Annotated in this window: 12 protein-coding genes; 4 read left to right on the top strand and 8 right to left on the bottom strand. The window is 63.4% G+C overall.

Going from position 1 to position 13,939, the window contains the following annotated elements; all coding sequences use genetic code 11:
- Positions 1–56 precede the first annotated feature (56 nt).
- The 3 genes from V3314_RS23560 to V3314_RS23550 are packed head-to-tail and all read right to left on the bottom strand — an operon-like array spanning position 57 to position 3,616.
- Positions 57–1,004, bottom strand: a complete 948-nt coding sequence (locus V3314_RS23560; protein WP_338459706.1) for a dihydrodipicolinate synthase family protein — start codon at positions 1,002–1,004, stop codon at positions 57–59.
- A 45-nt stretch (positions 1,005–1,049) separates the two neighbouring features.
- Positions 1,050–1,976, bottom strand: coding sequence for a 4-hydroxyproline epimerase (locus V3314_RS23555; RefSeq protein ID WP_338459704.1), 927 nt, complete (start codon positions 1,974–1,976; stop codon positions 1,050–1,052).
- A 23-nt stretch (positions 1,977–1,999) separates the two neighbouring features.
- On the bottom strand, positions 2,000–3,616 hold the full coding sequence (locus tag V3314_RS23550; RefSeq protein ID WP_046616483.1) for an APC family permease: 1,617 nt from the start codon (positions 3,614–3,616) through the stop codon (positions 2,000–2,002).
- 378 nt (positions 3,617–3,994) lie between these two features.
- Here V3314_RS23550 and V3314_RS23545 point away from each other — a divergent pair, with 378 nt between their 5' ends.
- Positions 3,995–4,765: an AraC family transcriptional regulator gene (locus V3314_RS23545; RefSeq protein WP_046616482.1), complete on the top strand. Its 771-nt coding sequence runs from the start codon at positions 3,995–3,997 to the stop codon at positions 4,763–4,765.
- Here V3314_RS23545 and V3314_RS23540 read toward each other — a convergent pair.
- A complete protein-coding gene (locus V3314_RS23540; RefSeq protein ID WP_338459702.1) occupies positions 4,731–5,633 on the bottom strand; it encodes a DUF6216 family protein in 903 nt (300 codons plus the stop codon). The two genes, V3314_RS23545 and V3314_RS23540, sit on opposite strands and share 35 nt — an antisense overlap.
- A 140-nt stretch (positions 5,634–5,773) precedes the next feature.
- Positions 5,774–6,661 carry a LysR family transcriptional regulator gene (locus tag V3314_RS23535; protein WP_046616480.1) on the bottom strand — a complete coding sequence of 296 codons (888 nt, stop codon included), beginning with the start codon at positions 6,659–6,661 and terminating at the stop codon, positions 5,774–5,776.
- 140 nt (positions 6,662–6,801) lie between these two features.
- Here V3314_RS23535 and moaB point away from each other — a divergent pair, with 140 nt between their 5' ends.
- Entirely contained in the window at positions 6,802–7,341 is a 540-nt protein-coding gene (gene moaB, locus V3314_RS23530) for a molybdenum cofactor biosynthesis protein B (RefSeq protein ID WP_046616479.1), read from the top strand.
- Between the two features lie 112 nt (positions 7,342–7,453).
- Here the strand turns inward: moaB and V3314_RS23525 are convergent, their stop codons facing one another.
- Together V3314_RS23525 and moaA are read right to left on the bottom strand one after the other, a co-directional pair.
- Positions 7,454–8,353, bottom strand: a complete 900-nt coding sequence (locus V3314_RS23525) for a bestrophin family protein (protein ID WP_338459701.1) — start codon at positions 8,351–8,353, stop codon at positions 7,454–7,456.
- Between the two features lie 20 nt (positions 8,354–8,373).
- Positions 8,374–9,378 (bottom strand): GTP 3',8-cyclase MoaA, encoded by a 1,005-nt coding sequence (gene moaA / locus V3314_RS23520; protein WP_080958520.1) that lies wholly within the window; start codon positions 9,376–9,378, stop codon positions 8,374–8,376.
- A gap of 347 nt (positions 9,379–9,725) precedes the next feature.
- On the opposite strand from moaA, the gene V3314_RS23515 reads away from it, so the two are divergent.
- The gene (locus V3314_RS23515) at positions 9,726–12,056 is read left to right on the top strand and encodes an FdhF/YdeP family oxidoreductase (protein ID WP_046616477.1); all 2,331 of its coding nucleotides are present in this window, start codon (positions 9,726–9,728) and stop codon (positions 12,054–12,056) included.
- A gap of 127 nt (positions 12,057–12,183) precedes the next feature.
- Here the strand turns inward: V3314_RS23515 and V3314_RS23510 are convergent, their stop codons facing one another.
- Positions 12,184–12,645: an Lrp/AsnC family transcriptional regulator gene (locus V3314_RS23510; protein WP_046616476.1), complete on the bottom strand. Its 462-nt coding sequence runs from the start codon at positions 12,643–12,645 to the stop codon at positions 12,184–12,186.
- A gap of 92 nt (positions 12,646–12,737) precedes the next feature.
- Here V3314_RS23510 and V3314_RS23505 point away from each other — a divergent pair, with 92 nt between their 5' ends.
- The gene (locus tag V3314_RS23505) at positions 12,738–13,919 is read left to right on the top strand and encodes an aminotransferase class I/II-fold pyridoxal phosphate-dependent enzyme (protein WP_338460332.1); all 1,182 of its coding nucleotides are present in this window, start codon (positions 12,738–12,740) and stop codon (positions 13,917–13,919) included.
- The last annotated feature ends 20 nt before the right edge of the window (positions 13,920–13,939 follow it).

Here is a 13,939-nt window from a genome sequence, read left to right as displayed (position 1 = left end):
GGCGCCTGCTTCGCGGGCACGCCCGCTCCCACAGGGACCGCGGCGCGGCCTTGAGGTCAGGCGATGTTCTGCTCACCCGACCAGCTGGCGTACCAGGTGCGGAACAGCGCGTACTGCTGCTCGGCATAATTGCGCTGGGCGTCGGTCAGCACGTCGGTCTCGTTGAAGTGCAGGCTGTATTCGCTGTCACCGTTCAGCACCATCAGGTGCTTGTAGTAGAGCACCAGGTCACAGCCTTCATCGAACGACGACAGCACCGCCAGCGCCGCTTCCAGTTCACGCGCCAGGCGGCGGGCCTTGGCATCACCCTTGGCCGCCTGCTTGCTCAGGCTCACCAGGTGCAGCACCTCACGCGGCAGGGCGTTGCCGATGCCGGTGATCGCGCCGGTGGCGTTGCAGTTGACGAAGCCATGCACCACCTGGGTGTCGACGCCGACCATCAGGGTCACGTCGTCATCCTTGGAGGTGATGTGCTCGGCGGCGTAGCGCAGGTCGGCGCCACCGCCGAACTCCTTGAAGCCGATCAGGTTGGGGAACTCGCTGCGCAGTTCGAAGAACAGGTCGGCGCGGGTGGCGAAGCCGTAGTATGGGCTGTTGTAGATCACCGCCGGCAGCTTCGGCGCGGCTGCCAGGATGGCCGAGAAGTGGTGCTTCTGGGCAATCAGCGAGGCACCGCGGCTTAGTACGCGGGGGATGACCATCAGGCCGGCGGCACCGACCTTGGCCGCGTGGGCGGCGTGGGATACCGCCTCACGGGTGTTCACCGCGCCGGTACCGACGATGGTCGGGATGCCGGCGGCCACCAGGCGCGCCACGCCTTCCTGGCGCTCGGCTTCGGTCAGCAGCGGCCAGTCGCCCATCGAACCGCAGTACACCACGGCACTCATGCCTGCCTCGATCAGCTCGCGGCCCTTGCGCACCAGGGCGTCGAAGTCCGGTTTGCGCTCGGCGGTGCAGGGGGTCATCAGGGCGGGCATGGTGCCGGTGAAGATGTTGTTGGTCATTGTTGTCACTCCTCGCGATATTCGATTTTTTGGAAAAAGCCGGGGTCAGATGCCCCAGGCGAATGGGTCCTGTTCGTCGATCAGCAAGGTGCTGTCGGCGGTCATGTAGGCGCGGCCGGTGATGAACGGGCGAATGCGTTCGCCGTCGCGCTCGTAGCGGCCCTGGAACTGGCTACCGGTGATACTGGCCTGTACCCAGGTCTGGCCTTCGTCGAGCTTGCCGTCGGCGGCCAGGCAGGCCAGCTTGGCGCTGGTGCCCGTGCCGCAGGGCGAGCGGTCGTAGGCCTTGCCGGGGCACATCACGAAGTTGCGGCTGTCGGCGTTGGCATCGTCGGCAAACAGTTCGACGTGGTCGATGGGGGCACCGTTTTCACCTGTGATGCCCTGGGCTTCGAGGGCCTTGAGCATCGTCCAGGTGTACTCGGTCAGCGCCTCGCGGTTGCCCAGCTCGATACGCTGGCCGTGGTCGGAGACGAGGAAAAACCAGTTGCCACCCCAGGCGATGTCGCCACGCACCAGGCCATGGCCGGGCACGTCCACCTGCACCTGCTGGCGGTAGCGGTAGGACGGCACGTTGCCAACGGTTATGGCGCCATCTTCATGCAGGGTGGCGGTCACCTGGCCGACCGGGGTGTCGATCTTGTGCACGCCCGGTGCGATCAGGCCAAGATGCTGCAGCGAGGCGACCAGGCCGATGGTGCCGTGGCCGCACATGTTCAGGTAGCCAGCGTTGTTGAAGAAGATCACCCCGCAGGTGGCGTCGGCCGATACCGGTGGGCAGTACAGCGCACCGACCAGCACATCGTTGCCACGTGGTTCCAGCAGGCAGGCGCGGCGCCACTGGTCGTACAGCTCGCGCAGCTCGTCGCGCTGCTCGGCCATGCTGCGGCCACGCAGTTGCGGGAAGCCTTTCATCACCAGGCGGGTGGGTTCCCCGCCGGTGTGCGAGTCGATGACGTGAACGTGTTTCATGGGCATATCCATTCGAGAGTGGGTCAGGAGGCGACGGCGGCAGGGCGCTGGCCTGGGTAGCTTTCGGAGGAGGCTTCGCTTTCATCCTCACCTTCCAGGCGCACCAGGTGGGCAGGCACGCCGGTGGCAGCACCCCAGTAGTAGATACCCAGTGCACAAGCGGCCACGACCACGGTGTCGAACGGGTGGCCGAGCACTCCCAGGCCACCGAAGCTGCCCAGCCACGACAGCAGGATGGTCACTGCGTAGAAGCCGATCAGCCACGCCGACGAGCGCACTTGCTGGGCCAGCGACAGGTGTTGGGTTGGCACGAAGCGGCCGCACAGCAGGTAGAGCACGAACATCACGATTTGCAGGGCCAGCAGCCACGAAACGGTCTTCCAGCCCGACCAGTACACGATCAGCGCGGCGATGATGAACGAAAGTGGGCCGAGCACGCCCATGCCCTTGACCCGGAACGGGCGCGGCATGTCGGGGGCGTTGCGGCGCAGGGCGGCGACGGTCACCGGGGCCACGGCGTAGCTCAGTACCAAAGCGGCTGAAACCACGTTGATCAGCGCTTCCCAGGACGGGAACGGCAGGGTCCAGAACACCGACAGGCCAAAGGTCAGCCACAGCGCCGGGCGCGGGATGCCGGACTCGGCGTCGATACGGGTGAAGTACTTGAAGAAGGTGCCGGTCTGCGCCCAGCCATAGACCACGCGCGGGGTGGCGTTCATGTAGATGTTGCCGCAGCCGCTGGGCGAGATCACCGCGTCGGCCACCACCAGGTAGGCCAGCCAGCCCACACCCAGGGCCAGGGCGATATCACGGTAGGGCAGGGCCAGTTCCGTGGTCACGGCGGCCCAGCCGTTGCTCAGCATTTCGGTCGGCACACTGCCGAGGAAGGCCAGTTGCAGCAGGGCGTAGATCGCGGTGGACAGCAGTACCGAGAGGATCAGCGCGATGGGGATGGTGCGCTGCGGGTTCTTCACTTCGCTGGCCACCGAAATGATCGGCGTCAGGCCCAGGTAGGCGAAGATGATGCCACCGGCCGATACCGCCATTTCAACGCCGGACAGACCGAACGGGGCAAAGCCCTGGACCTCGAAGTTTTCCGGCTTGAAGAAAGTGAACAGCACGCCGATCACCAGCAGCGGCACGATGAACTTGAACACGCTGACCAGGTTGTTGGCCTTGGCGAAGGTTTTCACGCTGCGGTAGTTGAGGAAGAAGAACAGCCCCAGCAGGGCGAACTGCACCAGCCAGCCGAGTACGGTCGGGTCGCTGGAGCCGGCCTTGGTCAGCCCGGGGAACCAGGCGGCGGCGTATTGGCGCGAAGCGACCACTTCGATGGCGATCAGGCTGGAAAAGGCGATCAGGGTAATGAAGCCCATCAAGTAGCCCAGCAGCGGGCCGTGGGAGTACACCGGGTAGCGCACCACGCCCCCGGCACGCGGCAGGGCGGCGCCCAGTTCGCAATAGACGATGCCCAGCAACAGTACGGCGAAGCCGCCAAGGAACCAGGACAGGATGCCGGCCGGGCCGGCGATGGCCGAGACATGGCTGGCGGCGAACAGCCAGCCGGAGCCGAAGATGGCGCCTAGGCCGATGAAGGTGAGGTCCAGCAATGACAACTGTTTTTTGAATTTGCCTGACATGGGTTCGCCTTTTTGTTGGTTATTGGATAGGCAGGTCTGATGTCACGAGATGCGGCTTTTTGGGCCGCGCTCTTGTAGGACTTGGGGCGGCTTGCGTGGGGCATAGAGTGGACCGATCGGGGCGCCGGTTCTTGATGGTTTTCTGCAGGGTGGATGACGAAATCGGCACAGTTTCAAAAAAGCAGTGACTAGGTGCCGGGGTGTGGAATAGGCTGTAAGCCATACCGAGCAAGGGCTGTAGAGGTATGTGGGTATCGTTGGCCTCTTCGCGGGCGCGCCCGCTCCCACAGGTACAGCACAGGATTCGAAATTTGTGGGGGACCTGTGGGAGCGGGCGTGCCCGCGAAAGGGTCGCCACAGCAAACCGAGATAGGGCAGATGACCGACACCCCCCTGGCAACCCTGTACCAGTCCCTTGACCAGCACTGCCCCGCCAACCTAGAGGCCCTGCTGGCCGGTGTGTCCCTGCTGCTGCCGATCCTCGACGCCATCCCCAACGCCGCGATCTTCATCAAGGACCCGGCCGCCCGCTATGTGCTGGCCAACAACACCCTGGTCCAGCGTTGTGGCCTCAAGCGCCTGCAGCCGCTGCTGGGCAAGACCAGCGCCGAAGTGTTCCCGGCACAGCTGGGCCCCGGCTACACCGAGCAGGACCGTCGTGTTCTCAAGGAGGGCCTGGTGCTGGAAGACCAGCTGGAGCTGCACCTGTACGGCAGCCGCGAGCCTGGCTGGTGCCTGACCCACAAGCGCCCGCTGTACAACCAGGCCGGCGAGATCATCGGCCTGGTCGGCATCTCGGTCGATTTGCAGTCAGCGGCCGATACCCACCCTGCCTACCAGCGCCTGGCCGCAGTGGATGAGTACATTCGCCGGAACTTCCACCAGCCGATCAGCATGGCCGAGCTGACCCGTATCGCCGGCATTTCCGTGGCCCAGCTGGAGCGCTACTGCAAGCGGGTGTTCCACCTCACGCCGCGGCAGATGATCCACAAGGCGCGCCTGGAGCACGCCCACCGCTTGCTGCACTCGGAACTGCCGATCACTGAAGTGGCGATGTGCTGCGGCTATACCGACCACAGCGCCTTCAGCCGCCAGTTCAAGCAGCTGACCGGCTTCACGCCGAGGCAGTATCGGCGGGCGATGGCGTAATGGGCGAGGGCGTTGCCTGTGGCTCGGACGGAGTGCGGTTCTGCCACTGCTGGTACAGCGATTGCGCCCTCTTCATACGGGCAAGCTTCAGTACCAGCAAAATCAACCCCATCATACTGGCGAACGCTATGCCAGCCAGTAACGAACGTTGCGCCTCAAGCCCTTTCGCCACGTGTGATTCGTAGGCAGGGTCCATAAAAAACGAGCAGACGGTGTCCAGCTCCTTTTCAGGAAAGTCTTCTATAAAGGGTTTCAAGGTTTCGGCTGAGCGGCATTGTTCTGGCATTAGAACCCTATCGGGCCACATTTTGAACTTGATGTTGTCTGAAGATAGGTAGAACGAGGGCGTGTCGGGTGAGTTCTTCAACGAAACCATCAAGTACTTCGAATCCCCGAAAAGCGAAAACGGCGTAAATGCCCCGATGAGCAAAAGCATCGACGTTACAACCAGCGTGTATTTCCACCAGGTGAACCGCTTGACCGCAAATGTTGGAGAATCAAAATCGCTCCAATCCATGTATCTGCGGCTGCGGCCGATATCGCTTGGGGCAAAACCGTTGGCGACGATCCAGCGATGAGCGAGTCGTGCTTCGCGCAAGTTGTTTGCAGGAATATTGAATTCGTATCTGAAAAACTCGATTTCACGTAGCTCTCTGCGCATCTGGTTCAGCTCTGAGAGGTCGTCGAACTCTTTTTTTCCACCAAAACTTCGCCAGATTAAATCGCGCAGAAAATAGAGCGACCCGGCTCTGCTTTGGATAAACCACACCAGCAAGAGAACCATCCCCAGAAGGCCGAGCCCTCCCAGCGGGGCTAAGTTTTCGGCACTCCATACCAATGGCGTGGAAGCGGTTGGAGGTGTCGTCATGTCAGATCCTTGGACAATGGTAAGAAACGGCTGCGCGTTCTCGCACCGCCTGGTGAGCGAAGGAGGATAAAAGCGGGGGGAGCGTCTTGTCGCTAGCGAAATGTCCTATGTCGCAGTAGGAAAATTCGCTAGCCAGCGAATTAGCACGTGACGAACAGCGCCCGCGCCTGATCGAAGCACTGCTCGGCAATTGCCGAACGCGGTTCGCTGCGGCGCAGCAGCAGGCCGACCGGGCTGTGGATGGCGGCGTCGGCCACCGGCAGGATGCGCAGGTGTTCGCTCAGGTCTTCCAGGCCGCAGCCCAGCGGCATGACTGCGCAGCACATACCGGTGTTGATGGCCTGGATAAGCTGGAAGCTCGAGTCGCTTTCCAGTACCGCATTCGGCTCCAGGCCACGGCTGCGGAAACTCAGATCCAGCGATTGGCGGTAGTGCATGCCCTTGCTCAGCAGGCCCAGCGGAATGTCGCCCAGCTCGTCCCAGCGCAGGGTGTCGCTGGCGAACTGGAAGTGCCGGGTATCGTGCAGCAGGCCCATGGTGGTGGTGCCCAGTTCGATCACTTCGAAGAAGCTGGTGTTGACCTGGTCCAGGTAGCAGATACCCAGGTCGAGCTGGTTGCGGCTGAGCCCGTCGATGACCTGTTCCGAGCTGAGCGAGCTGATCTGGAAGTGCAGTTCGGGGTATTTTTCACGCAGCGGCAGCAGCAGGTGCATGGGGTTGAAACTGGCCAGCGGCACCGTGCCCAGGCGCAGGCTGCCTACCACTTGGCCACGGCAGCTGGCGGCCTCGGCCTGCAGGCCGTCGTGGGCGGCGAGCAGCGTACGGGCCCAGGCCAGGATGCGCTCGCCGGCCTCGGTGAAGCCTTCGAAGCGTTGGCCGCGCTTGACCAGCACCAGGTCCAGCTCGTCCTCCAGGTTGCGCAGGCGCATGGACAGCGTCGGCTGGGTGATATGGCACAGCGCCGCCGCCTGGCCGAAGTGGCGGGTCTGGTCGAGTGCGATGAGGAATTTGAGCTGCTTGATGTCCATGGAAGTGCCTGGTAGCGGGTTATGCAGACCTTACCCCACGTCTGCGATAGATGTCATTGATCAGTCGGTACGCCATATCGATTGGACGCCCCCGGGCCATGCCTCTAGCGTGGCGGCAATGCCACTCGAGGAGCCCCACCGTGCGCGTCCAATCCGACGCGGTCTTCGTACCGCTCAACATCGCCGTGCTGACTGTCAGCGACACCCGTACCTACGACAACGACACCTCCGGTGAGCTGCTGGCCAGTCGCTCGGTGGAGATCGGCCACCGCCTGGTGGCGCGGGCGTTGCTCAAGGACGACCTGTACAAGATCCGCGCCCAGGTCGCCACCTGGATTGCCGACGAGCAGGTGCAGGTGGTGCTGATCACCGGCGGTACCGGTTTTACCGGGCGTGACAGCACGCCGGAAGCGGTCGAGTGCCTGCTGGACAAGCGCATCGATGGCTTTGGCGAACTGTTCCGGGCCCTGTCGATTCTCGATATCGGCACCTCGACCGTGCAGAGCCGGGCGCTGGCCGGGTTGTCCAACCGCACGTTGGTGTGCTGCCTGCCGGGCTCCACCGGGGCCTGCCGTACGGCGTGGGAGGGTATCCTGGCGGAGCAGCTGGATGCGCGGCACCGGCCATGCAACTTCGTCAAGCACCTGAAACCGATCGAGGCCTGTGCAAGCCGGGGCTGAGTTTTCTCCTGTACCGGCCTCTTCGCGGGTACCGCGCAGGGTTCGAAACCTGTGGGGGGCCTGTGGGAGCGGGTTTACCCGCGAAAGGGCCAGTACAGGCCACTGCATTCAGTCAGCTCAATACATGGTCCACCGGCAACAACGCCGGCGGTAGCTGTTGTTCCCCCAACCCCGCCAGCACATCACGCTCCACGGTCCGCACCATGGCATCGGTCGGCAGGTCGTTTTCATCGCGCCCGAACGGGTCTTCCAGTTCGTTGCCAATCGCATCCAGCCCGAAGAACGTGTATCCCACGATGGTGGTGAACAGCGGCGCCAGCCAGCCCAGCGGCTCGGCCAAGGCAAACGGCAGCAGCAGGCAGAAGATGTAGATGGTGCGGTGCAGCAACAGCGTGTAGGGGAACGGCAACGGTGTGCCCTTGATCCGCTCGCAGGTGGCCTGCACTTCGGTCAGGCCCACCAGCCGCTGCTCAAGCAGGCTGTAGCGCCAGTCACTGATCTGCTGCTGTTCGGCCAACCGCGAGCAGTGCCCGCCAATTTCGCGCAGGATGGCGTCGCACACGTTGTGCGGGCTGATCGCATCGGGCCGTGCCAGCCAGGGCCGGGTGGCGGCCAGTTCGTCCTCGTTGCGCAGCCGTGCATTCAGTGCATGGGCAAAGCCGCACAGGCTGCGCAACAGTTCGGCACGCAGGGTTTCGTCGGTAATCACCAGGCTTTCGCGCACGAACGAGCGGGTTTCGATGATCAGCTTGCCCCAGGCCTTGCGCCCCTCCCACCAGCGGTCATAGCAGGCGTTGTTGCGAAAGCTCATGAATATCGACAGCGACAGGCCCAGCAAGGTGAACGGGGTGGCGCTGACCGGGTAGAAGAACGCCGGGAAATGCCGCTCGACCAACACGATCAGCGCGGCCAGCAGGGTGATTGTCAGGCAGCGCAGGGCAATGCGTTTGACGATCGAACCCTTGAGGGTGAACAGCACACGCAGCACATCGGGGGTGGGGTGGACGATCATGTCAATCCAGAGACGGCTGGCTAGCCGCCGGTCATGTTCATGAAACGCAGGATCTGCACATCGCCACCGACTTCGAAATGATGGCGGTAGGGCTTGAGGTGCAGCGAGTCACGAATGGCCTTTTCCAGGCGTTCGGGGTTGCCGGGGTGGGCGCGCAGCACCTGCTTCAGGTCCACCGAGTGTTCATTGCCCAGGCACAGCAGCAGGCGGCCTTCGACAGTGAGGCGCACGCGGTTGCAGGTGGCGCAGAAGTTGTGGCTGTGTGGCGAAATGAAGCCGACCCGAGTGTTGGCGGCTTCGGCCAGGCGCCAGTAGCGGGCCGGGCCCTGGGACGACTCGGTCGATTCGATCAGAGTGTACTGCTCGGCCAGCAGCGCACGTACTTCATCGCTGGAGCAGAACGACTCGCCGCGCTCATGTTCGCTGATCACGCCCAAGGGCATTTCTTCGATGAAGGTGATGTCCAGCTCGCGGTCGATGGCAAAGCGCACCAGGTCGACCAGTTCATGATCGTTGCGGCCCTTGAGGACCACGCAGTTGAGCTTGGTGCGCTTGAAGCCGGCCTGGCGGGCGGCGTCGATGCCGGCGATCACCTGGTGCAGGTCGCCGGTGCGGGTCAGTTGCCTGAAGCGCTCGGCGTCCAGGCTGTCGAGGCTGATGTTCAGGCGCGTGACACCGGCGTCGAACAGCGGCTGGGCCAGGCGCCCAAGTTGCGAGCCGTTGCTGGTCAGGCACAATTCGCGCAGGCCGGGCAGGGCGGCGATGCGCCCGCAGAGGTCGACGATGCCTTGGCGCACCAGCGGCTCGCCGCCGGTCAGGCGGATCTTGCGGGTGCCAAGGGCGACGAAGCGCTCGGCCACCTGGAACAGCTCCTCGAGGCTGAGAATTTGCTGGCGCGGCAGGAACTGCATGTCTTCGGCCATGCAGTACACACAACGAAAGTCGCAGCGGTCGGTGACCGACATCCGCAGGTAGTCGATTTTCCGGTTGAAGCCGTCGATCAGGGCCCGGCTGTTCTGTTCCACGTTCGCGCTCGAATGGGTTGGGACTCGATTCAAGCTATAACCTGGGCGCCGGGGCGTCAAATTGCTTTGTCCGACCGTTTGATCGATGGCCTCTATCATGGCTGCAGGCCACGTATTTCAAAGTGTTGATCGCGGCGCCCAATTCGCGGATAAACCCGCTTCCACAGGTAAAGCGCAGGGCTCGGAACCTGTGGGGCCCTGTGGGAGCGGGTTCACCCGCGAAGGCCGTGACGCGGTTCCAACCCTTGATCGAAACCGCCTATCACCCCGTAAGATCTTTCGATTGGACGGCTCTACCTCACGCTCCATAGGCTGAAAAAAAGCATCGAAGCGTGAGGATTCATCGCATGAGCCAGGACCAACACATCAGGGACTACAAGGGCGCCGCCGCCGGCTGGGGGGCGCTCAAGAGCGTGACCAAGAGCTGGCTGGGCAGCGACAATGCGTTCAAGAACCTGCGGGCCATGCTCAAGACCAACCAGAACGGTGGCTTCGACTGCCCCGGCTGTGCCTGGGGCGAGTCGCCGGAAAACGACATGGTCAAGTTCTGCGAGAACGGCGCCAAGGCGGTCAACTGGGAAGCCACCGGCCGCTCGGTAGACCCGGCGTTCTTCGCCAAGTACAGCGTCAGTGCGTTGGCCCAGCAGACCGACTACTGGCTGGAGTACCAGGGCCGCCTGACCCACCCCATGCGCTATGACGCGGCCACCGACCACTATGTAGAAACCAGCTGGGAAGAAGCCTTTGCGCTGGTTGCCCAACACTTGCGCGCACTCGAATCGCCCGACCAGGCCGAGTTCTACACTTCGGGCCGGGCCAGCAACGAGGCGGCGTTCCTCTATCAGCTGTTCGTCCGTGCCTACGGTACCAACAATTTCCCCGACTGCTCGAACATGTGCCATGAAGCCAGCGGCGTGGGCATGTCGGAAACCCTGGGCGTGGGCAAGGGCACCGTGGTGTTCCACGACCTGGAGCTGGCCGATGCCATTTTCGTCATCGGCCAGAACCCTGGCACCAACCACCCGCGCATGCTCGAACCGCTGCGTGAAGCGGTGAAGCGTGGTGCCCAGGTGGTCTGCTTCAACCCGCTCAAGGAGCGCGGCCTGGAGCGCTTCCAGCACCCGCAGCACCCGTTCGAGATGCTCAGCAATGGCTCCGAACCAACCAACACGGCCTACTTCCGCCCGGCCCTGGGCGGCGACATGGCAGTGATGCGCGGCATTGCCAAGTACCTGCTGCAGTGGGAACGCGAAGCCCAGGCCAATGGCGAACCGGCTGTGTTCGACCATGCCTTCATCGCCGAGCACACCAGTGGCATCGACGCATACCTAGAAGCCGTGGATGCCACGCCCTGGGCGCACATCGTCGAGCAATCGGGCCTGACCCAGGCCGAGATCGAACTGGCCGCGCGCATGTACCGCAAGGCCGAACGGGTGATCATGTGCTGGGCCATGGGCGTCACCCAGCACCGCCACTCGGTGCCGACCGTTCAGGAAATCGTCAACCTGCAGCTGCTGCGCGGCAACGTTGGCAAGCCCGGTGCCGGCCTGTCACCGGTGCGTGGCCACAGCAACGTGCAGGGCGACCGCACCATGGGCATCGACGAGAAGCCCGGGGCGGCGCTGCTCGATGCCATCGAAAAGCGCTTCCGGTTCCGCGTGCCGCGTGCCCACGGGCACAACGCGGTGCTGGCGATCAAGGCCATGGAGGAGGGGCGTGCCAAGGTGTTCATCGGCCTGGGTGGCAACTTTGCCCAGGCTACGCCGGATACGCCGCGCACTCATGCGGCCATGCGCAATTGCGCATTGACCGTGCAGATTTCCACCAAGCTCAACCGCTCGCACCTGGTCACCGGCCGCGATGCGTTGATCCTGCCGTGCCTGGGCCGTACCGAAATCGACATGCAGGCCAGCGGGCCGCAAGGCGTGACCGTGGAGGACACCTTCAGCATGGTGCACATCTCCCACGGCCAACTGCGCCCGCGCTCGCCACACCTGCGCTCGGAGCCGTGGATCATCGCCGGCATGGCCCAGGCGACCCTGGGCAAGCAGCCGATCGACTGGGAATACGCAGTTGCCGACTACGGCCGTATCCGCAGCATGATTGCCGATGTGATCCCCGGCTTTGCCGATTTCAACGAGCGCCTGCAGCACCCGGGCGGCTTCCACCTGGGTAACAATGCCGCCGACCGTACCTGGCGCACGGCCACAGGCAAGGCGCGCTTCAGCCCGAGCCAGCTGCCGGAGCAACTGGTGAATGCCAAGGTGCTGGCGCGCGGTGACAAGCCTGACCTGATCCTGCAGACACTGCGTTCGCACGACCAGTACAACACCACCCTGTATGGCCTGGACGACCGTTATCGTGGGGTGTTCGGCCTGCGTGAAGTGGTGTTCGTCAACGAGGTCGACATCCGCCGGATGGGCTTCGAGCCGGGCGAGCATGTGGACCTGGTGTCGCTGTGGGAGGATGGCGTGGAGCGGCGGGTGTCGGGCTTCCGCCTGGTGGCGTATGACGTGCCCGAGGGGCAGGCGGCGGCCTATTACCCGGAGACCAACCCGCTGGTGCCGCTGGAAAGTTATGGCGAGGGGACCTATACGCCGACTTCGAAGTTCGTGGCGATCAAGGTCGAGAAAGCCAAGGCGGGGAACCGGATTGCGGCGGTGCTGGCCGCGGATTGACAGATAGCCTGCAAGGGCCCTATCCCCGGCAAGCCAGCTCCGACAGGGACCGCACAGATTTCAGAACCTGTGACGTGCCTGCGGGAGCTGGCTTGCCGGCGATAGGGCCGGTACTGCCATACAGGAATCAGGAACGATGCACCGGGTACGCCGTGGTGTACTTCATCTGCTCCATGGCAAAACTGGAAGTAATGTTCGACAGCCCATCAGTACTGGTAATCAGCTTCTTGTAGAACCGGTCATACGCCGCAATATCCCCCACCACCACCCGCAGCATGTAATCCCAGTCCCCCGACATGCGGTAGAACTCCATCACTTCCTCGAACCCGGTCACGGTCGCGGCAAACTGCTCCAGCCAGGCGCTGTCGTGGCGCTGGGTCTTGAGCTGGACGAACACCGTCAGCCCCAGCCCCAGCCGTTGCGGGTCCAGCAGGGCAACGCGGCCGACAATGTAGCCGTCCTCCTCTAGGCGTCTGACCCGCTTCCAGCACGGCGTGGTGGACAGGTTGACGGCCTCTGCCAGGTCCTTGAGCGAGATCGAGGCGTCGCGCTGAAGCAGGGTGAGAATGTGCTGGTCGAAGCTGTCCATATTGCGTGTGGGCCGTGGAGGAAAATTTTTCACAGATTACCCCAAGGCCAGAAGATTTGGGTTGTGCGATAGTGGCAACTTTCATTCTGCCAATGGGCCTGACCATGTCCGACAAGCCGCGCAATTTCGCCACCCGCACCATTCACGCCGGTGAACAGTTCAGTGTCGCCGATAACGCTATCTTCCCGGCGATCGTCACCGCCAGCTCGTTCACCAAGCGCAGCCTGGACGACAAGCCGGAATACTCCTACAGCCGCGTCGGCAACCCCACCCGGCATGCCTACGAAACCTGTGTCGCCGCCCTGGAAGAAGGGGTTGGCGCAGTGGCCTGCGCCTCGGGTGTGAACGCCACCGCCACCGTGCTGGAGCTGCTGCCCAAGGATGCGCATGTGGTGGTGATGAACGGTGTGTATGGCGGTACCTTCCGCATCCTCGAAGACTACCGCAGCCGTACCTCGGGCCTGACCACCACCTACGTCGACCTCAACGATCTCGAGGCAGTGGCCGCCGCCATCAAGCCGGAAACCCAGCTGATCTGGATCGAATCGCCGACCAACCCGCTGCTGCACCTGGTCGATATCAAGGCGGTGTGCGACCTGGCCAAGGCGCGGGGCATCCTCACCTGCATCGACAACACCTTCTGCTCGCCGTGGAACCAGCGCCCGATCAGCCTGGGTGTCGACCTGGTGATGCATTCGGCCAGCAAGTACATCGGCGGCCACTCCGACCTCACCGGTGGCGTGGTGGTAGCCGCCAATGATGCCCTTTTGGCGCGCCTGCGCCGCATCAGCATGGCAATCGGCGCGGTGCAGGGGCCGTTCGACTGCTACCTGGCCCTGCGCGGTCTGAAGACCCTGGATGTGCGCATGGAGCGCCAGTGTGCCAATGCCCTGCAGGTAGCGCGCTTCCTCGAAAGCCACGCGCAGATCGAGCAGGTGTATTACCCGGGGCTGGAAAGCCATCCACAGCACGAACTGTGCAAACGGCAGATGCGCACGGGTGGGGCGGTGGTGGCGATGAAGGTCAAGGGCGACCGGGCCGCGCTCAACCGGCTGGTGGAAGCGCTGCAGATCTTCGTGCTGGCCGATTCGCTGGGCGGGGTGGAAAGCATGATCAACCATTCCTGGAGCATGTCGCACTGCTCGCTGAGCCCGGAGCAGAAGGGCGTGATGGGCATCAGCGAAAACCTGCTGCGGTTGTCGGTGGGGATCGAGGATTACCGTGACCTGGTCGACGATCTGGATGGGGCGTTGAAGGCTGCGGCTGTTGTGTGAGGGCTGCTGGCCTCTTCGCG

Source organism: Pseudomonas sp. TE3-3-F2023, assembly GCF_036784815.1.
GTDB lineage: Bacteria > Pseudomonadota > Gammaproteobacteria > Pseudomonadales > Pseudomonadaceae > Aquipseudomonas > Aquipseudomonas pudica.
The sequence above is the reverse complement of the archived record's forward strand: the minus strand, read 5'-3'. Positions and strand labels throughout refer to the sequence as shown.